Source organism: Azospira restricta (assembly GCF_016858125.1).
GTDB lineage: Bacteria > Pseudomonadota > Gammaproteobacteria > Burkholderiales > Rhodocyclaceae > Proximibacter > Proximibacter restrictus.
In genome coordinates this window covers 2,580,054-2,597,887 of the sequence record NZ_CP064781.1, presented here as the reverse complement: position 1 = coordinate 2,597,887, position 17,834 = coordinate 2,580,054, and the positions used below count along the sequence as shown (strand labels likewise).

The 17,834-nt window shown below is 71.2% G+C and carries 16 protein-coding genes; 9 read left to right on the top strand and 7 right to left on the bottom strand.

Annotated features, from left to right (window positions below; genetic code table 11):
- Positions 1-2 precede the first annotated feature (2 nt).
- Both pgeF and rluD read right to left on the bottom strand, forming a co-directional pair.
- Positions 3-749, bottom strand: a complete 747-nt coding sequence (gene pgeF / locus IWH25_RS12535) for a peptidoglycan editing factor PgeF (RefSeq protein ID WP_203386127.1) — start codon at positions 747-749, stop codon at positions 3-5.
- Positions 742-1,740 carry a 23S rRNA pseudouridine(1911/1915/1917) synthase RluD gene (gene rluD, locus IWH25_RS12530; RefSeq protein ID WP_238999079.1) on the bottom strand — a complete coding sequence of 333 codons (999 nt, stop codon included), beginning with the start codon at positions 1,738-1,740 and terminating at the stop codon, positions 742-744. The genes pgeF and rluD overlap by 8 nt, the downstream gene beginning before the upstream one ends.
- Positions 1,741-1,864: 124 nt before the next feature.
- Between rluD and IWH25_RS12525 the strand changes: the two genes are divergently transcribed.
- Positions 1,865-2,659 carry an outer membrane protein assembly factor BamD gene (locus IWH25_RS12525; RefSeq protein ID WP_203386126.1) on the top strand — a complete coding sequence of 265 codons (795 nt, stop codon included), beginning with the start codon at positions 1,865-1,867 and terminating at the stop codon, positions 2,657-2,659.
- Between the two features lie 53 nt (positions 2,660-2,712).
- Here the strand turns inward: IWH25_RS12525 and IWH25_RS12520 are convergent, their stop codons facing one another.
- The gene (locus tag IWH25_RS12520) at positions 2,713-5,106 is read right to left on the bottom strand and encodes a serine/threonine protein kinase (protein ID WP_203386125.1); all 2,394 of its coding nucleotides are present in this window, start codon (positions 5,104-5,106) and stop codon (positions 2,713-2,715) included.
- Between the two features lie 118 nt (positions 5,107-5,224).
- On the opposite strand from IWH25_RS12520, the gene IWH25_RS12515 reads away from it, so the two are divergent.
- The 3 genes from IWH25_RS12515 to IWH25_RS12505 all read left to right on the top strand — a co-directional run bounded on the left by IWH25_RS12515 (position 5,225) and on the right by IWH25_RS12505 (position 8,608).
- Positions 5,225-6,457, top strand: a complete 1,233-nt coding sequence (locus IWH25_RS12515) for a CaiB/BaiF CoA transferase family protein (protein ID WP_203386124.1) — start codon at positions 5,225-5,227, stop codon at positions 6,455-6,457.
- Between the two features lie 112 nt (positions 6,458-6,569).
- Entirely contained in the window at positions 6,570-7,286 is a 717-nt protein-coding gene (ompR, locus tag IWH25_RS12510; protein ID WP_203386123.1) for an osmolarity response regulator transcription factor OmpR, read from the top strand.
- A complete protein-coding gene (locus IWH25_RS12505; protein WP_238998896.1) occupies positions 7,283-8,608 on the top strand; it encodes an ATP-binding protein in 1,326 nt (441 codons plus the stop codon). Before ompR ends, IWH25_RS12505 begins: the two co-directional genes overlap by 4 nt.
- Positions 8,609-8,753: 145 nt before the next feature.
- On the opposite strand, the gene thpR is transcribed toward IWH25_RS12505, so the two are convergent.
- Genes thpR through ispD form a run of 3 tightly spaced genes read right to left on the bottom strand, consistent with a single transcriptional unit; the run spans position 8,754 to position 10,457 of the window.
- The gene (gene thpR / locus IWH25_RS12500) at positions 8,754-9,299 is read right to left on the bottom strand and encodes an RNA 2',3'-cyclic phosphodiesterase (RefSeq protein ID WP_203386122.1); all 546 of its coding nucleotides are present in this window, start codon (positions 9,297-9,299) and stop codon (positions 8,754-8,756) included.
- A complete protein-coding gene (ispF, locus tag IWH25_RS12495) occupies positions 9,289-9,768 on the bottom strand; it encodes a 2-C-methyl-D-erythritol 2,4-cyclodiphosphate synthase (RefSeq protein WP_203386121.1) in 480 nt (159 codons plus the stop codon). Before ispF ends, thpR begins: the two co-directional genes overlap by 11 nt.
- Positions 9,765-10,457: a 2-C-methyl-D-erythritol 4-phosphate cytidylyltransferase gene (ispD, locus tag IWH25_RS12490; RefSeq protein WP_203386120.1), complete on the bottom strand. Its 693-nt coding sequence runs from the start codon at positions 10,455-10,457 to the stop codon at positions 9,765-9,767. Before ispD ends, ispF begins: the two co-directional genes overlap by 4 nt.
- A gap of 73 nt (positions 10,458-10,530) precedes the next feature.
- On the opposite strand from ispD, the gene IWH25_RS12485 reads away from it, so the two are divergent.
- The 5 genes from IWH25_RS12485 to IWH25_RS12465 are packed head-to-tail and all read left to right on the top strand — an operon-like array spanning position 10,531 to position 14,971.
- Entirely contained in the window at positions 10,531-11,793 is a 1,263-nt protein-coding gene (locus IWH25_RS12485) for an MgtC/SapB family protein (protein WP_203386119.1), read from the top strand.
- 47 nt (positions 11,794-11,840) lie between these two features.
- Complete coding sequence (gene amrB / locus IWH25_RS12480) at positions 11,841-12,647, top strand: AmmeMemoRadiSam system protein B (RefSeq protein ID WP_203386118.1); 807 nt, start codon at positions 11,841-11,843, stop codon at positions 12,645-12,647.
- A complete protein-coding gene (amrA, locus tag IWH25_RS12475) occupies positions 12,637-13,185 on the top strand; it encodes an AmmeMemoRadiSam system protein A (RefSeq protein ID WP_203386117.1) in 549 nt (182 codons plus the stop codon). Before amrB ends, amrA begins: the two co-directional genes overlap by 11 nt.
- Positions 13,185-14,270: an AmmeMemoRadiSam system radical SAM enzyme gene (gene amrS / locus IWH25_RS12470; RefSeq protein ID WP_238998895.1), complete on the top strand. Its 1,086-nt coding sequence runs from the start codon at positions 13,185-13,187 to the stop codon at positions 14,268-14,270. Before amrA ends, amrS begins: the two co-directional genes overlap by 1 nt.
- Positions 14,267-14,971 (top strand): hypothetical protein, encoded by a 705-nt coding sequence (locus IWH25_RS12465; RefSeq protein WP_203386115.1) that lies wholly within the window; start codon positions 14,267-14,269, stop codon positions 14,969-14,971. The genes amrS and IWH25_RS12465 overlap by 4 nt, the downstream gene beginning before the upstream one ends.
- Positions 14,972-14,980: 9 nt before the next feature.
- Here the strand turns inward: IWH25_RS12465 and IWH25_RS12460 are convergent, their stop codons facing one another.
- Positions 14,981-17,659, bottom strand: coding sequence for an ATP-binding protein (locus IWH25_RS12460; protein ID WP_203386114.1), 2,679 nt, complete (start codon positions 17,657-17,659; stop codon positions 14,981-14,983).
- Positions 17,660-17,834: the final 175 nt, after the last annotated feature.

Genomic DNA, 17,834 nt, shown 5'->3' with positions numbered 1-17,834 from the left:
GCTCAGGCCTCGCGCCAGATCAGCGTCGCCATGCGACCGGTGACGCCGTCGCGGCGGTACGAGAAGTAGCGGTCGGCCTGCCGCCAGGTGCATTCCCCGCCGCCGTGAACCGCGGGCACGCCCAGCGCGGCGAGTCGCTGCCGCGCCAGCCGGTAGAGATCGGCGAACCAGCGCCCGCCATCGCCGCGGACGAAGCCGTCCGCCGCCGCGGCATCCCGCGCGACGAAAGCCGCGCGCACCTCATCGCCGACCTCGAACGCGGCCGGCCCGATCGCCGGTCCGAGCCACGCCGACAGCGCCGCCGGGCGCACGGCCATCGCCGCCACCGTCGCCTCGATCACGCCGGCGCACAGGCCGCGCCAGCCGGCGTGGGCGGCGGCGACCACCGTCCCGTCGCGGTCGCACAGCAGCAGCGGCAGGCAGTCGGCGGTCATTACCGCACAGACCCGGCCCGCCGCGCGCGCCACCGCGGCGTCGGCGACCGGCGCCGGCGCACCGGCCGGCAGCGCGTCGAGCCGCGCCACGTCGACGCCGTGCACCTGCGCCAGCCACACCGGCATCGCCGGCAGCATGGCGGCGAGCCGCGCGCGGTTGGCGGCGACGGCGGCCGGCTCGTCGCCGACGTGATCGCCGAGGTTGAAGCCCGCCCACGGCGCGCCGCTGACGCCGCCGACGCGCGTCGTCTGCAGCGCACGCACGCCCGGCGGCAGCGGCCAGTCGGGGACGAACCACGACGCGGCGTCAGTCATCGTCGCCGTCGCCGTACTCGTAGATGATCTCGACCTCGTGCTCGTCGTCGAAGTCCTCGTCGTCGATCGCCGCCTCGGCCTCGAGGAACGCGTCAAGGCGCAGCTTCTCGAGCAGCTCCTCCATGTCCTCGGGCAGCGGCGACTTCCAGACCATGTGCTTGCCGGTCTCCGGATGCACCAGGCCGAGCTTCCTGGCATGCAGGAACTGGCGGCCGAAGGCCGGGCCGCGCGGCACGCGGTTCAGCCGCCGGCCGTAGACCGGGTCGCCGACCAGCGGATGGCCGATGTGTTCGAGATGGACGCGGATCTGGTGCGTGCGCCCGGTCTCCAGCGAGCACTCGATCAGCGTGCAGCTGGCAAAGGCCTCGACGACGCGGTAGTGCGTGCGCGCCGGCTTGCCGCCGATGACCACGGCCATCTTCGTGCGCTGCATCGGGTGGCGGCCGATCGGCGCGTCGACGGTGCCGCCGCGCTCGACGACGCCGCGCGCCAGCGCCTGGTAGTCGCGCTTGACGCTGCGCGCCTGCAGCTGACGGACGAGGTCGGTCTGCGCGGCGAGCGTCTTGGCGACGACCAGCAGGCCCGAGGTGTCCTTGTCCAGCCGGTGCACGATGCCGGCGCGCGGCACGTTGGCGAGCTGCGGCGCATGGTGCAGCAGCGCGTTCATCAGCGTGCCGCTCCAGTTGCCGGCGGCCGGATGGACGACGAGACCGGCCGGCTTGTCGATGACGATCAGGGCCTCGTCCTCGTAGACGATGGCGAGCGGGATGTCCTCGGCGGTCGCCGCCGCGGCCTGCGGGTCGACCGCCTCCTCGACGCGGATCGCCTCGCCGCCGCGCAGCTTGTGTTTCGGCTCGTTCACCGGCTTGCCGTCGACCTGCACGCGCCCGTCGCGGATCCAGCCCTGCAGGCGGTTGCGCGAATGCTGCGGCAATAATCCGGCGAGCACGTGATCGAGGCGGACACCGCCGCAGTCGGCGGGTGCGGTCAGGGCGAGGGCCGTGCTATCATCGGCCCGCCCCGGAGTTGCGGGAGTGGCGCCAGAGTCCTTCTGGCCGGATGCCCGGCGATCGGACCGGGCCTCTTTTTTGGAATCATTCTGCGGAATCTTCATCATGCGTAGTGTAGCGGTTATCGCGGCGCTCCTCACCGCCACCCTGCTCGGCGGCTGCGGTATTTTCGGCGAACCGAAGGACGAAACGGTCGGCTGGTCGCCGAACAAGCTGTACACCACCGCCAAGGAAGCGCTCAACGACGGCCAGTACGACAACGCGGTGAAGTACTTCGAGAAGCTCGAGGCGCGCTACCCCTACGGCCGCTACGCGCAGCAGGCGCAGGTCGAGATCGCCTACGCCTACTGGAAGTCCGGCGAGCCGGGCTCGGCGCTCGCCGCCTGCGACCGCTTCATCAAGCTGCACCCGAACCATCCCAACGTCGACTATGTGTATTACCTGAAGGGCCTGATCGGCTTCAACGAGGACCTCGGCATCCTCGGCCACGTCTCGGCGCAGGACCCGACCGAGCGCGACCCGAAGTCGGCCAAGGAATCCTTCGACGCCTTCAAGGAACTGGCGACGCGCTTCCCGGACAGCAAGTACACGCCGGACGCGGTCCTGCGCATGAAGTATCTGGTCAATGCGCTGGCCTCGCACGAGGTCCATGTCGCGCGCTACTACATGAAGCGCGGCGGCTACCTGGCAGCGGTGAACCGCGCGCAGTACGCGGTGAAGACCTACCAGGACGCGCCGGCGATCGAGGAGGCGCTGTTCATCATGGTCAAGGGCTACGATGCGCTGGGCATGACCGACCTGCGCGACGACTCCGAGCGCGTGATGCGCCAGAACTTCCCGAAGAGCGAGTACTACGCGCGCGGCCTGAACCGCAAGGAACCGTGGTGGAAACTCTGGTAAGCGGAAGCTGAACACGAAAAAAACAGGCCGGCGCGATGCCGGCCTGTTCGTTTCTACATCGCCTGCTTGATCGCCAGCACCGCCTGGTTGCGCAGCGTGCGGAACAGCGCCAGCTCCTTCTCCGGGATCACGATCGCGCCCGGCTGCTCCATGTCGGCGTAGATCATCGCCACCGGGTTGCTCTTGATCGTCAGCGGGAACAGCACGAAGGTGCCGGCGCCGACGCCCTTGCGGTACCAGTCGGGCACGCGGCCGGCGATCTTCGGGTCGTCGATGTCGGTGATCAGGATGTCGACGCCCTTCGACATCGCCGCGTGGAAGATGTCCGGCGTGAAGTGCAGCGGGAACTTGAACTTCCTGGCGATCTCGGTGGCGTCCGGACCGAAGCCGAAGCGCCCCTGCATGGTGTTGGCGCGCGCGTCCTTGATGCACAGGATGACGCGGCGGAAGCCCTTGGCGCGGAACATCGTCTCGAGGATGATGCGCAGCACGTCGTTCAGCGAGAAGTCCTCGACCAGCGAGTTGCTGATGTCCTGGATGCCGGCGGTGAGGATGGCTTCGACGTTGTCCGGCTCGCCCGGGGCCGCGCCTGTGTCGTGGAAGGCCGGCGTCTCGACCAGCGCCGTGCCGCTCAGCGTATCGACGGCGGCGCCGGAGGTCGCGGCATCGGCCTCGATGCCGGCGGCGGCGTCCACCTTCTTGCCGCCCCAGGCGCTGATCTGCCGCCCGAACGGCGTCTGCTTCAGGTTGAGGTGGATCACGCTGGCGAACTGCGCGACCTCGGCGAACGACTTCTCCAGCGTCTTCTGCATCTCCTCGCTGCTCATCGGCACGCTCTCGCCGAAGCGCGCCGTCACCTTGCGCAGCTCCTTCTGGCGCAGCTCCGGCGCGGCGCTGGCGATCACCGTGCACAGCTCGTTGGAGAACGCGGACAGGACGCGCAGCTTCTCCTCCGGCGCCGTCGGCTTGCGCACCGTCCCCGGCGGCAGGCGGCGCATGGTGTTCACGATCAGCGGCGGGAAGCCCCAGTGCTGCGCGATGCCGACCCCCATGTCCTCGAACGAGACGCCGAGCACCGCCAGCGACGCCTGCTCCTCGCTGGTCCCCTTCTGCTCCATCTCGCGACGGATGTCCTCGCCTTCCTCGGGGAAGTAGTACTGCGTCAGCATCCGCCCGAGGTTGTGGAACATCGCGCAGATGAAGGCCTGCTCGACGTCGCCCTTGCTGGTACGGCCGCCGATGTCCTTGGCCAGGATGCCGGCGAGGTTGGCGCGCAGGAACTCGTCCTTCAGCTGGTTGGCGTTGCCCTTGTTCTGCAGGTGCTCGAACAGCAGCACGGTGATCGCGATGTTGCGCACCGCATCGAAGCCGAGCACCATCACCGCCCGCGACACGGTGCTGATGTTGCCGCCGCCGGCCTGCCGGTAGAACGCCGAGTTCACCAGCTTGAGGATCTTGTTGGTCAGCGCGAAGTCCTTGAGGATCGACGACGACAGCTTGGCGACGCTGTCGCGGTCGGAGGCGGTGATCTTGTTGATCGCGCTGACCGACTCGGAGAGCGCCGGGAAATCGCTCTTGTGGCGCATCCGCCGGAGCAGGAACTCGATCGTTCCCTGCGCGCCGCCGCTGCCGCCCTGCGCCTCCTCCGGGTCGAGGTAGTCCTCCATCGCCTCGCACATCTGCGTCACCGATTCGTAGCGCTGCTCCGGATCGCGTGCCAGCGCGCGGTAGAGGATCGCGGTCACCCGGTCGTCGAGCGAGATGTCCGCCGGCAGCCGGATGTCGGTGCTGGTCAGCTGGTGCACGATGCGGAAGAAATCGTTGCCCTGCACCGCCCGCCGCCCGGTGAGCAGCTCGTAGAAGACGAGGCCGGCGGCGAAGATGTCGGTGCGCGGGCCGATCCGGTGGTGCTCGATGTATTCCGGCGCCATGTAGGCCGGCGTGCCGGTGAAGTCCTGGTCGCCGCCCTGGTGCTCGGCCTGCACGCGCGCGGCGATGCCGAAGTCCATCACGCGCGGGAAGCCTTCCTCGTTGATCAGGATGTTGCTCGGCTTCAGGTCGCGGTGGATCACGCCCATCGCGTGCGCGTGCGCGATCGCTTCCAGCACCGGTTTCATCACCGAGATCGCGCGCACCGGCGACAGCGCGCCGCTGCCCTTCAGGTACTCGCCGAGGTTCTTGCCGGGGACGTATTCGAAGACCAGGTAGAGATCGCCGTCCTCCTCGCCCGCTTCGAAGATCGGCACGATGTTCGGGTGCCGCATCTGGCTGACCGTGCGCGCCTCCTCCAGCAGGCGCTGGTTCTGCGCCGGATCGGGACGCGAGAAATGCAGCGTCTTGATCGCCACCTCGCGCTGCAGGTGCGGGTCGCGGGCAAGATAGACCACGCTCTGAGCCCCCCGGCCCAGCTCGCGCAGGATTTCGAAGCGGCCGATTCTCTTGCTCATGGTGCCTGTCTTGTTTTCGTAGGATTCGCCCGCAATTCTACCCGCCGCTCCCGGCGCGCAATAGCGCAGTTTTCAGCGACCGGATGGCAGAATGCGGTTTTTCTGACCGGAACCTGCCATGACCGACCAGACCGCGCCGCTCGCCGGCCTCCGTGTCCTCGACCTCTCGCGCGTCCTCGCCGGCCCCTGGTGCAGCCAGCTGCTCGCCGACCTCGGCGCCGAGGTGATCAAGGTCGAGCGCCCCGGTGCCGGTGACGAGACGCGCGCCTGGGGGCCGCCCTACCTGCCGGACGCCGCCGGCAACGACACCACCGAGGCGGCCTACTACTGTGCGGTCAACCGCAACAAGAAGTCGCTGACGCTCGACCTGGCGAGCGCCGACGGCCAGCGCATCGTGCGCGAGCTGGCGGCGAAGTCGGACGTGCTGCTGGAGAACTACAAGGTCGGCGGACTCGACAAGTACGGCCTCGACTACGCGTCGCTCGCGCAGCTTAACCCGCGCCTCGTCTACTGCTCGATCACCGGCTTCGGCCGGAACGGCCCGTGGGCCGACCGCCCCGGCTACGACTTCATCATCCAGGGCATCGGCGGCCTGATGAGCGTCACCGGCGAAGCCGACGGCCGCCCCGGCGGCGGCCCGCAGAAGGTCGGCGTCGCGCTGGTCGACATCCTGACCGGCCTCTATGCCGCCAACGCCGTGCAGGCGGCGCTGCTCGAACGCGAGAAGAGCGGCCTCGGCCAGCACATCGACCTGGCGCTGCTCGACACCGAGGTCGCCAGCCTTGCCAACCTCGCCCTGAACTACCTGTGCACCGGAAGAAGCCCGGTGCGCATGGGCAACGCCCACCCCAACATCGCCCCCTACCAGGTGCTGCCCGCCGCCGACGGCCATTTCATCGTCGCCGTCGGCAACGACGGCCAGTTCCGGCGGCTGTGCGAGGTGATGGACCTCGCCGCCCTCGCTGCCGACCCGCGCTTTTCGACCAACGCCGAGCGCGTGCGCCATCGTGCCGCGCTCGATGCGCGGCTGGAAGCGCGCGCCGCGCAGCGCGGCAAGCGCGACTGGCTGGCCGCGCTGGAAGCCGCCGGCGTGCCCTGCGGGCCGATCAACAGCATCGGCGAAGCCTTCGCCGAAGCGCAGCTCGCCGCGCGCGAGATGGTCGTCGAACTGCCGCACCCGACCGCCGGCACGGCGAAGCTGGTCGGCAACCCGATCAAGCTGTCGCGGACGCCGGTGGCCTATCGCAACGCGCCGCCGCTGCTCGGCGAGCACAGCGACGAGGTGCTGCGGGAAGTGCTGGGCTACGGCGAGGATGAAATCGGCCGGCTGCGCGACGCGGGGATCGTCTAGGACGCGTTCGCCGTGACCTCTGGCCGCCGCAGAACGGTCGATCGCGCAGACCGACCCCGCGCGGGCCGCCGCCGAATTCCTTTAAACCGGACAGGCTGCTAGCATTCCCGTCATGACCCAGAAAAAGATTCTCGTCGTCGACGACGACCAGCGCCTGCGCGACCTGCTCTCCCGCTACCTCGGCGAACAGGGTTTCCTCGTGCGCACCGCCGAGAGCGGCGCGGCGATGGACCGCTGGCTGCCGCGCGAGGCCTTCGACCTGATCGTCCTCGACCTGATGCTGCCGGGCGAGGACGGCCTGTCGATCTGCCGCCGGCTGCGCGCGGCCGACCCCGAGCAGGCGATCATCATGCTCACCGCCAAGGGCGACGAGATCGACCGCATCGTCGGCCTCGAGATGGGCGCCGACGACTACCTGCCGAAGCCGTTCAACCCGCGCGAGCTGCTCGCCCGCATCCAGGCCGTGCTGCGCCGGCGCGGCAGCGCGACGCCGGGGGCGCCGGCGACCGAGGAGAAGGTGGTCGCCTTCGCCAACATCGAGGTCGACCTCGCCGCCCGCACGCTGAAGAAGGGCGACGAGCACCTGCCGCTGACCACCGGCGAATTCGCGGTATTGAAGGTGCTGCTGCAGCACCCGCGCCAGCCGCTGTCGCGCGATCGGCTGATGACGCTGGCGCGCGGCCGCGAGCAGGGCCCGTTCGACCGCGCCATCGACGTGCAGGTGTCGCGCCTGCGCAAGCTGATCGAGCCGGACCCGGCCAATCCGCGCTACCTGCAGACGGTGTGGGGCTTCGGCTACGTCTTCATCCCCGACGGCAAGGACAAGTGAAGGCCGGCGATCTGCTGCCGCGAACGCTGCTGGTCCGCACCTTCCTGCTGGTCAGCCTGCTCATCGTCGTGAACGTCGCCATCTGGGCGACGCTGTTCGGGCTCGCGACGCGCGAGCCGAAGGCCCGCCACCTCGCGCAGCTGACCGCCAGCGCCGTCAACCTGACGCGCGCGGCGCTGGTCGCCGCGGCGCCGGCGAAGCGCCGCGGCCTGCTCTTCGAACTGTCCGAACGCGAAGGCATCCACCTCGTGCCGGCGGAGCCGGAGGACCGCGTCGAGCGCCTGCCCGACGACGCCTTCCACGCCCTCTTCCGCGCCGAGACGCTGCGCCTGCTCGGCACCGGCACGCTGCTCGCCGGCGCCGTGAACGGCGAGGAAGGCATCTGGGCCAGCTTCCAGCTCGACGCCGACCCGGACGACCTGTACTGGGTGATGCTGCCGCTGGAGCGCGCCCAGCGCGTCTTCCCCTGGCACTGGCTGGGCTGGGGCGTCGCCTCGGTGGTGCTGGCGCTGCTCGTCGCCTGGCTGATCGTCTCGCGCGTGACGCAGCCCCTGCGCGTGCTGGCGCACGCCGCGCGCGAGGTCGGCCGCGGGCACCGGCCGGAACCGGTCGCGGTCGCCGGCGCCGACGAACTGCGCCAGCTCGCGCGCGCCTTCAACCAGATGGCCGACGACCTGGCGCGCAACGAGCGCGAGCGCGCCGAAGTGCTCGCCGGCATCTCGCACGACCTGCGCACGCCGCTGGCGCGGCTGCGGCTGGAAGCCGAGCTGTCGGTCGCCGACGCCGCGGCGCGCGACGCGATCGCCGCCGACATCGAGCAGATGGACGAGATCATCGCGCAGTTCCTCGACTATGCGCGCGCCGATGCCGAGGAAGCGGTACAGCCGACCGTGCCGGCGCAGCTGCTGGAGGAGATCGCCGCCCGCTACGCGCGCAGCGGGACGCCGGTGGCGGTCGCCGCGGCGCCGGCGACGGCGGTACCGCTGCGTCCGCTCGCCGTGCGCCGCGCGCTCGGCAACCTGATCGACAACGCGCGCAAGTACGCCGGCGGCGAGATCACGCTCGCCGCCGCGATCGCCGACGGCATGCTGCGCATCGACGTGCTCGACCGCGGGCCGGGTATCCCGGAAGCCGAGATCGAACGCATGAAGCGCCCGTTCACGCGACTGGAGAACGCGCGCACCGACGCCGCCGGCACCGGCCTCGGACTCGCCATCGTCGAACGCGTCGCCCGCCTGCACGGCGGCCGCTTCACGCTCGCCGCGCGCGCGGGCGGCGGGCTGGCGGCGTCGCTGTGGATTCCGCTGACGGAAAAAACTTAACGGAACATTCCCCCACCGCCGCGGCGCGAAAGCGGCAAGCGGACTGCGGCGCGGCCCCGGGGAACGGATGGGCGCCGCCGGGAAGCGTTACGGCGTTCCGGCGCACGCCCGCAGCCGTCGGCGCTATCGTTGCCGGAACGGCGCCTCAGTGCAGCGGCCAGCGCGCGATCGGCTCGTAGGTCGAGCCGCGGTCGGTGCGCCAGGAGCGCGCCAGCACCAGTTCGCCGGCCGACCATTCCTGCGCCGGCAGCGCCGGCAGCTCGCCGGGGTGCGCCGCCTTGCGCAAGAGCGTGACGTGCGGCGTCACCGCCCGCTCGCCGTCGAGGAAGCCGGCAGCGACCAGCGCCTTCTGCAGCGCGGCGGCGAGCGCCGAGAGATCCGGCGCCGCCTCGCCGCAGCCGGCCCAGACGATGTGGTTGTGCCGCCAGAAGCCGAGGCGGTCGAGGCGCACCGGCACCCGCGGCAGGCTGAGGCTGGCGGCCAGCCGGTGCAGCTCGGGCAGGCGGCGCTCGGGAACGTCGCCGAGGAAGGCCAGCGTCAGGTGCAGCGATTCCTCGCGCATCAGCCGGCCGCCGCTCTTGCCGACGATGCCGCCGGCCTGGCGGTGCAGTTTCTGCGCGACCGCCGGCGGCAGCCACAGCGCGAAGAACAGGCGGGCCGGCGAAGCGGCGACAACGGTTTCATTCGTCATTGCTGATCAACACCGCGGCTTCCGCGACGATGCCCTCGCCGCGCCCGGCGAAGCCGAGGCGCTCGCAGGTCTTGGCCTTCACGTTGACGGCGCCGGCAGCGACCTGCAGGTCGGCGGCGAGGTTGTCGACCATGCCCGGGATGTGCGCGGCGAGCTTCGGCGCCTGCGCGATCACCGTCGAGTCGAGGTTCACCACGCGCCAGCCGGCCTGGTGCAGCAGCGCGACGGCGGCGCGCAGCAGCACGCGGCTGTCGGCACCGCGCCAGCGCTCGTCGGTGTCCGGGAAATGGCGGCCGATGTCGCCGAGCGCGGCGGCGCCGAGCAGCGCATCGGTCACCGCGTGCAGCAGCACGTCGGCGTCGGAATGGCCGAGCAGGCCCTTGTCGTGCGGGATGTCGACGCCGCCGATGACGAGCCTGCGGCCCGGCACCAGCGCATGCACGTCGAAGCCCTGACCGATGCGGATCATCGTTCCCTCCTGGCAAACAGAATCAGCTCCGCCAGCGCGAGGTCGGCGGGAAAAGTGACTTTCAGGTTGCTGGCGTCGCCGCGCACCAGCTTCGGCCGCAGGCCGAGGGTCTCGATCGCGCCGGCCTCGTCGGTGACCGCGGCGGCCGCTTCCAGTGCGGCGAGCAGCGGCGCGTGGCGGAACATCTGCGGCGTCTGCGCCTGCCACAGCCCGTCGCGCGGCTCGGTGGCGGCGACGCGGCCGTCGTCGTCCTGCCGCTTCAGCGTGTCGGCGACCGGCACCGCCAGCAGGCCGCCGACCGGATCGCCGGCGAGCTCGTCGACCAGCGCGTCGAGCATCGCCTGCGACAGGCAGGGACGCGCGGCGTCGTGCACCAGCACCCAGTCGTCGTCGGCGGCCGAGGTTTCCAGCGCGCGCAGCCCGGCGAGCACGCTCTCGGCGCGCGTCGCGCCGCCGGCATAGACGGTCTCCAGCTTCGGCCCGAGGTCGCGCCAGTCGTGTCCGGCCCAGTGCCGGTCGTCCGGCGCCAGCACGACCAGCACGCGGGCGATGTGCGGCGACCGGCAGAGCGCCAGCAGCGTATGGTGGATCAGCGGGCGGCCGGCGAGCGACAGGTACTGCTTGGGCAGCCCGGCGCCGAAGCGCGAGCCGCTGCCGGCGGCGGGAACGATTGCGAAGTGGCGGGGCATGGCGTAAGTTCAGGAGGCGGCGGGCCGGGGAAAGCCCCGGAACAATCAACAACGAATTCTAACCCCGGACGACATGGGCAACAGCGCGATTCTTTCCGACATCGGTCTCGAGTTCATCCAGGCCTTCCTCCTCGCCCTCGGCATCGGCATGCTGCTCGGCCTCGAACGCGAGCGCAATCCGGCGTCGCGCGCCGGCCTGCGCACCTTCGGCCTGGTCACGCTGCTCGGCGCCGTCTGCGCATTGATCGCCGAACGCACCGGCTCGCCCTGGCTGCTGCCGGTCGGCCTGCTCGTCGTCGGCGCGATGATGATCGCCGCCTACCACCGCCAGCCCGACGCCAACGATCCCGGCACCACCTCGGTGGTCGCGCTGCTGCTCGCCTTCTGCTACGGCGCGATGGTCTGGTACGGCCTGCGCACGCTGGCGGTGATGCTGGCCATCCTGACCACCGTGCTGCTTTACTTCAAGGCCGAGCTGCAGACCGTCTCGCAGCGGCTGACCCGCCGCGACATCACCTCGGTGCTGCAGTTCGGCGTGCTGTCGCTGGTCATCCTGCCGATCCTGCCCGACCGCAACTTCGGCCCCTACGACACGCTCAACCCGGCGCAGGTGTGGTGGATGGTGGTGCTCATCTCGGGCGTCGGGCTCTGCGGCTATGCCGCGCTGCGCCTCGTCGGCCAGCGCTACGGGGCGCCGCTGCTCGGCGTTCTCGGCGGCCTCGCGTCGAGCACCGCGACGACGCTGGTGTTCGCCCGCCACGCGCGGGCGACGGCGTCGCTGACGCAGCTCGCGCTGGTCGTCATCCTGACCGCCAACCTGATCGTGCTGGTGCGCCTCGCCGGCGTCGCCGCGATCGTGCAGCCGGACATCCTGCCGGCGCTGCTGCCGATCCTCGGCAGCGGCCTGCTCGCCGGGCTCGCCTTCGTCGCCTGGGCCTGGCACCGCCTCGGCCGCGCCGGCGCGCTGCCCGAGCTCGAGCTGCGCAACCCGACCGAGCTCGGCACCGCGCTCACCTTCGCCGCCGTCTACGCCGTCGTCCTCCTGCTCTCGGCGGCGCTGTCGGAACGCGCCGGCAGCCTCGGCCTCTACGCCGTCGCGCTGGTTTCCGGGCTGACCGACGTCGATGCGATCACGCTCTCCAGCCTGCGCCTGTTCGGCCAGGGCAAGCTCGCCGCCGGCGAGGCGAGCACCGCGATCCTGATCGCCGTGCTCGCCAACCTGCTGTTCAAACTCGGCATCGTCGCCGGGGTCGCCGGCCGCCACCTCGCGCTGCGCATCGTCGGCGGCTTTTCCGGGGTCGCCGCCGGCTGCCTCGCCGGCTGGTTCTGGGCTTGAATTCGCGGCCCCGCGGTCCATATTGAAAGCATGAAAGGGGGCCGCCGATGACTCCGAACGTCCGCCTGCCGGCCGTCGCCGGCATGTTCTATCCCGGTCAGCCGCAGCAGCTCGCAGACGAGGTCGACGCCTTGCTGCGCGCGGCCGCGCCAACGCCTTCCGCGGTGCCGAAGGCACTGGTCGCGCCGCACGCCGGCTATATCTATTCCGGCCCGGTCGCCGCCAGCGTCTATGCGCTGCTGCGGCCGGCGGCAGGGCGCATCCGCCGCGTCGTGCTGCTCGGCCCGACGCACCATGTCGGCGTGCGCGGACTGGCGCTGCCCAGCGTCGATGCCTTCGCGACGCCGCTCGGGCGGGTCGAGATCGACCGCGCGGCGGCGGATTCGCTGCGCGACCTGCCGCAGGTGGTGGTCGCCGATCCGCCGCATGCGCAGGAGCATTCGCTGGAGGTGCAGCTGCCTTTCCTGCAGGCGCTGCTGCCCGACTTCCGGCTGCTGCCGCTGGCGGTCGGACAGGCCTCCGCCGAGGCCGTCGCCGAAGTCATCGACCGGCTGTGGGGCGGCCCGGAGACATTGATCGTGGTCAGTTCCGATCTCTCGCACTACCTGCCCTACGCCGCCGCGCGCGAGATCGACGGTGACACCGCCGGCCGCGTGCTCGCCGGCGATGCGACGATCGGCCACGACGAGGCCTGCGGCGCGACGCCGTTGAACGGCCTGCTGCTGGCAGCGCGGCGGCACGGCTTGCAGGGGCGGCTGGTCGACCTGCGCAATTCCGGCGACACCGCCGGCAGCCGCGACCGCGTCGTCGGCTACGGCGCCTTCGCCTTCACGGAGCCCGGCGATGCCCACTGACGCCCTCGGCCGACAACTGGTGGCGATCGCCCGCGAGGCGATCGAATCCTCGTACCGCGACATCCCGGCGGTGAGCGGCGACGATCCGCGCCTCGAGGCACCCGGCGCGACCTTCGTCACGCTGACGCAGCGCGGCCGGCTGCGCGGCTGCATCGGCAGCCTGGAGGCGTGGCGGACGCTGGCCGAGGACGTGCGCGAGAACGCCTGCGCCGCCGCCTTCCGCGACCCGCGCTTCGCGCCGCTGGCGGTGGACGAGTTGGCGCAGACGCGGGTCGAGGTGTCGCTGCTGACGCCGGCCGAAGCGATCGCCTGCCACGACGAGGACGACGCGCTGCGCCAGCTGCGCCCGGGCGTCGACGGCATCGTCCTCGAATGCGGCGGCCGCCGCGCGACCTTCCTGCCGCAGGTCTGGGAGCAGCTGCCGGAGCCGCAGCGTTTCCTCGCGCAGCTGAAGCGCAAGGCCGGGCTGCCGGACGACTACTGGAGCGACCGGCTGCGCCTGTCGCGCTACCATGTCCAGAAATGGAAGGAGAACTGATGCCCATCGCCGAATCGCTCCATCCCGGCCGCTGGTGGCACACCATCGAGGACGGCGCACGCATCCAGTGCGACCTCTGCCCGCGCGACTGCAAGCTGCACGACGGCCAGCGCGGCGTCTGCTTCGTGCGCATGAACCAGGGCGGGAAGATGATCCTGACCACCTGGGGACGCTCGTCCGGCTTCTGCATCGACCCGATCGAGAAGAAGCCGCTCAACCACTTCCATCCCGGCACCTCGGTGCTCTCCTTCGGCACCGCCGGCTGCAACCTCGCCTGCAAGTTCTGCCAGAACTGGGACATTTCCAAGTCGAAGGACATGGACCGGCTGATGGACGCGGCGACCCCGGAAGCGATCGCCGCCGCTGCCGTGCGCTGCGGCGCGAAATCGGTCGCCTACACCTACAACGACCCGGTGATCTTCGCCGAGTACGCGCTCGACACCGCCGCGGCGTGCCACGAACGGGGCCTGTTCAACGTCGCGGTGACCGCCGGCTACATCCACGCCGAGCCGCGCCGCGAGTTCTACGCGGCGATGGACGCCGCCAACGTCGACCTGAAGGGCTTCACCGAGGACTTCTACTTCAGGATCTGCGGCGGCCACCTGCAGCCGGTGCTCGACACCCTCGCCTACATCCACCACGAGACCGACTGCTGGCTGGAGATCACGACGCTGCTGATCCCCGGCCGCAACGACGCCGACGACGAGCTGAAGCAGCTCGCCGCCTGGGTAGCGAAGGAGCTCGGGCCGGACGTGCCGCTGCACTTCACCGCCTTCCACCCGGACTGGAAGATGACCGACGTGCCGCCGACACCGCCGGCGACGCTCACGCGCGCCCGCGCCATCGCGCGCGACGCCGGGCTGCATTACGTCTATACCGGCAACGTGCACGACCGCGACGGCGGCAGCACGCGCTGCCCGAAGTGCGACACGCTGCTGATCGCGCGCGACTGGTACGAGATCGGCGACTACCGCATCACCGCCGACGGCGCCTGCCCCAACTGCGGCGAGCGCATCGCCGGCCGCTTCGGCGTTTTCGGCAAGCCCTTCGGCGCCCGCCGCATCCCGGTCCGCCTCGCCGCATGAGCGCCGCCGCCACGCCGACCGCCGCGGAGCTCGCGGCGGAATTCGCCCTGCGCAAGGAGGACGATCCGGTGAGCCTGCGCCGCGAACGGATCGCCGTGCACCTGCCGCAGCTGACGCTGGAAGCTGAACTGGCGCTGCCCTTCGCGGCGCGCGCGCTGCTGGTCCTCGTCGCCAGCTGCGCCAGCGGCGACGACGACGCGCGCCTGGAGGCGGCGTTGCAGCGCGAAGGCTTCGCGACGCTGCGCCTCGACCTGCTGCAGAGCGCCGAATGCCGCTACGCCGACGCCCCCAACCACCTGCCGCTGCTCACCGAGCGCCTGCTCGCGCTGATCGCCGAACTGCACCGCCAGATCGCGCTCGACGCCATCCCGGCGCTGCCGATCGGGCTCATCGGCGGCGGCCAGACGACGCCGCTGGTGGTCCGCGTCGCCGCGCAGCGCGACCGCGACGTCCGCGCGCTGGTCTGCCACGGCGGCCTGATCGACCTCGCCGGCCGGCAATACCTGAAGGTGCTGCAGGCGCCGCTGCTGCTGCTCGCCGCTGCCGGCGACAGCGCCGCACTCGCCAACGCCGAACGGGCGCGGCCGTACCTTCCCGGCGTCTGCCGCGTGGAAACGCTGACGGAAACGGATGCCGAGACGTACGCGGCGCGGCGGGCGGCACTCACCGCCGCCTGGTTCCGCTGCCACCTGGCGGCGTAGGGCCCGCTCTCACACCGCCGCCAGCGGCGGCAGCACCCGGCCCAGCTCGCGGCTGACCGCGGCCACGCTGGCGGCGGCCCGTGCGCGGTCGCCGGCGCGGCAGGCCTCGTCGAGCGCCGCAGCGGCCTCGCGCAGCGGGTCGGCGCCGAGGCTCGCCGCCGCCCCCTTGAGCGTATGCGCGAAGCGCCCGAGCGCCACCAGGTCGTCGGCGGCGAGCAGTCCGTCGAGGTTCGCCGCAGCCTCCGCGTACTGCTCACGGAAAAGGCGCAGCAGGCGCCGGCAGCTGGCGGCCCGCCCCTTCATCCGCTGCAGCAGCACGGCGACGTCGATGCCGGGCAGTTCGGGCAGGCTGTCGCCATTGCCGGCCGCATCCGCCGGCGGCTGCGACGCTGGCGCCGACCGGCCGCCGCCGGCGAGCGCGAAGCGCTGCACGACGCGGAACAGGTCGGCCGGCTCGAAGGGCTTGGTCAGCACCTCGTCGATGCCGGCGGCGAGGCAGCGCTCGCGGTCCTCATGGCCGGCGTTGGCGGTCAGCGCGACGATCGGCAGCGTGCGCCAGCGGGGTTCCGCGCGGATGATCCGGGTCGCCTCGATGCCGTCCATCTCCGGCATCATGATGTCCATCAGAACCAGGTCGAAATCCTTTTCGCCGAGTCGCCGCAGCGCCTCGCGGCCGTTCTCGACGACCTCGGCGAAGACGCCGGCACCGCGCAGGATCTCGAGGACGATCTCCTGGTTGAAGCGGTTGTCCTCGGCGAGCAGCACGCGCAGGCCCGACGGCAGCACCCAGTCGGCGGCGGCGGCGCCGGGGACGAAGGCGGCGAGGCGATCGCGCAACTCGTCGCCGGCGACCGTCAGCGGCACCGAGAAGCTGAAGGTCGAGCCCTCGCCGGGAACGCTGGCCGCCCAGATGCGGCCGCCCATCATCGACACCAGCTGGCGCGCGATGGCCAGGCCGAGGCCGGTACCGCCGTACTTGCGCGCGGTCGAACTGTCCGCCTGCGCGAACGGCTGGAACAGCCGTTCGCGCTGCTCGCGGCTCATCCCGATGCCGGTGTCGGCGACCGAGAAGCGCAGCTTGACGACGCCGCCGTCGACCGCCGTGCCGGCACAGCGGACGGCGACGCTGCCCTGCGTCGTGAACTTGATCGCGTTGCCGACCAGATTGGTCAGGATCTGCGACAGCCGCAGCGGATCGCCGACCAGGTAGCGCGGCACTCCGGGCTCGCTCGCGAACGACAGCTGCAGGCCCTTCTCCGCGGCGAGCTGGTTGGCGACGCTGGCGACGTTGTCCATCACCTGATGGAGGTCGAAACCGGTCTCCTCCAGCTGCAGGCGCCCGGAATCGATCTTCGAGATGTCGAGGATGTCGTTGATGATGCCGAGCAGCAGGCGCGCCGAAACGTTGATCTTGCGCACGTACTCGCGCTGCCGTGGCGTCAGCCCGCTCTTCATCGCCAGCGCCGACAGGCCGATGATGGCGTTCATCGGTGTCCGGATCTCGTGGCTCATCGCCGCCAGGAAGCTGCCCTTCGCCTGGTTGGCACGCACCGCTTCCTCGCGCGCCCGGACCAGCTCGGCGGTGCGCTCGGCGACCAGCGACTCGAGGTGCTGGCGGTAGCGCGCGACCTCCTCCTCCGCCTGCCGCCGCTCGGTGATGTCGGCGATGATCCAGGTCCGCGTGCCGTCCGGCTGCGCCGGGTCATTGGCGCGCCCGGTCATCACCGCCGGGAACAGCGTGCCGTTCTTGCGGATCATCGACAGCTCGCGCGCATAGCTGTCGCCGCGCGCGAACGCGTGGCGCACTTCCAGCCCGACCGTGTGGTAGATCTCGTCGGAATCGAACAGGATGCGCGCCGACTGCCCGTTCAGCTCGCCGGGGGCGTAGCCGAAGATCTTCTCCAGCCGGCTGTTGCAGGACACGATCAGGCGCTGATGGGTGACCAGGATGCCGACCAGCGCGTTGTTCAGCACCGCGTTCTTCTCGGCGAGCAGCGCCCGGGTCTCGTCCTCGGCCAGGCGGCGGTTGACGATCGCGTCGCGGAAGCGGTGCAGCGCGTGTGCGAGGCGCCCGATCTCGTCGCGCCGGCCGAGCCCCGACAGGCGGATGTTGGTGTCGCCGCGTTCGAGCTGGTCGAGTGCGCCCAGGATGTCGTTGAAGTGGCGGCCGATGCGCAGGAAGACGAGGAAGATGACGAAGCCGATGACCAGCGCCAGCAGGCCGCTGGCCGCCAGCGTGTTGAGGATCAGCAGGCGCCGCTCCTCGATCAGCGAGGCGCGCGAATGGACCAGGTCGAGGCGGCCGACGTCGAGCGCCTGCGTCCCGTCGCCGACGACGATGCGCCGGCTGACGACGATCACTTCGGCCGGGTTGTAGCGCGCACTGCCGGCGCTGGCGACCTCGACGCCGTCGAGGTCGGTGACGCCGACGTAGACGAGGTCGTCGTCGACGTCGGCGGCCTTCACCGTGCCGATGACCGCCGCCCGGTTGGCCTCGCGCATCGGCGACGCCAGCGACGCGGCGAGCAGCGTCGCCAGCCGCCCGACCCGCTCGCGCAGCGCGGCTTCCGCCTGGTCCAGGCGGTAGGCGCTGGTCGTCGCGGCGTAGCTGCCGAAGACCAGCCAGACGCTGAGCACCAGCGCCGCCAGGATGCGCAGCCGCAGGCCGCCCGACGACGGCAGTTTCACCGCCCCTCCGCGCGCGCGCCGGCGGCGGCGCCGGGGGCCGGCCGGGAACGTGGGAAAACGCTGGCAATCAACATGGCTGCGGGACTCCGGGAGCTCGACCAGGGACGTCGCGGACTTTCCTGTGGCATCGAATCATGCCAAGGAGATGGACGGATGTCGACGTCCGCCGGCACCG

Bases quoted from the DNA above. Each gene is read 5' to 3' on its own strand.
- IWH25_RS12515 (WP_203386124.1), top strand. From the start codon at position 5,225: ATGACCGACCAGACCGCGCCGCTCGCCGGCCTCCGTGTCCTCGACCTC.
- IWH25_RS12485 (WP_203386119.1), top strand. From the start codon at position 10,531: ATGGGCAACAGCGCGATTCTTTCCGACATCGGTCTCGAGTTCATCCAG.
- amrA (WP_203386117.1), top strand. From the start codon at position 12,637: ATGCCCACTGACGCCCTCGGCCGACAACTGGTGGCGATCGCCCGCGAG.
- amrB (WP_203386118.1), top strand. From the start codon at position 11,841: ATGACTCCGAACGTCCGCCTGCCGGCCGTCGCCGGCATGTTCTATCCC.
- ispF (WP_203386121.1), bottom strand. From the start codon at position 9,768: ATGATCCGCATCGGTCAGGGCTTCGACGTGCATGCGCTGGTGCCGGGC.
- IWH25_RS12520 (WP_203386125.1), bottom strand. From the start codon at position 5,106: ATGAGCAAGAGAATCGGCCGCTTCGAAATCCTGCGCGAGCTGGGCCGG.
- pgeF (WP_203386127.1), bottom strand. From the start codon at position 749: ATGACTGACGCCGCGTCGTGGTTCGTCCCCGACTGGCCGCTGCCGCCG.
- IWH25_RS12465 (WP_203386115.1), top strand. From the start codon at position 14,267: ATGAGCGCCGCCGCCACGCCGACCGCCGCGGAGCTCGCGGCGGAATTC.
- amrS (WP_238998895.1), top strand. From the start codon at position 13,185: ATGCCCATCGCCGAATCGCTCCATCCCGGCCGCTGGTGGCACACCATC.
- IWH25_RS12525 (WP_203386126.1), top strand. From the start codon at position 1,865: ATGCGTAGTGTAGCGGTTATCGCGGCGCTCCTCACCGCCACCCTGCTC.
- ispD (WP_203386120.1), bottom strand. From the start codon at position 10,457: ATGCCCCGCCACTTCGCAATCGTTCCCGCCGCCGGCAGCGGCTCGCGC.
- thpR (WP_203386122.1), bottom strand. From the start codon at position 9,299: ATGACGAATGAAACCGTTGTCGCCGCTTCGCCGGCCCGCCTGTTCTTC.
- ompR (WP_203386123.1), top strand. From the start codon at position 6,570: ATGACCCAGAAAAAGATTCTCGTCGTCGACGACGACCAGCGCCTGCGC.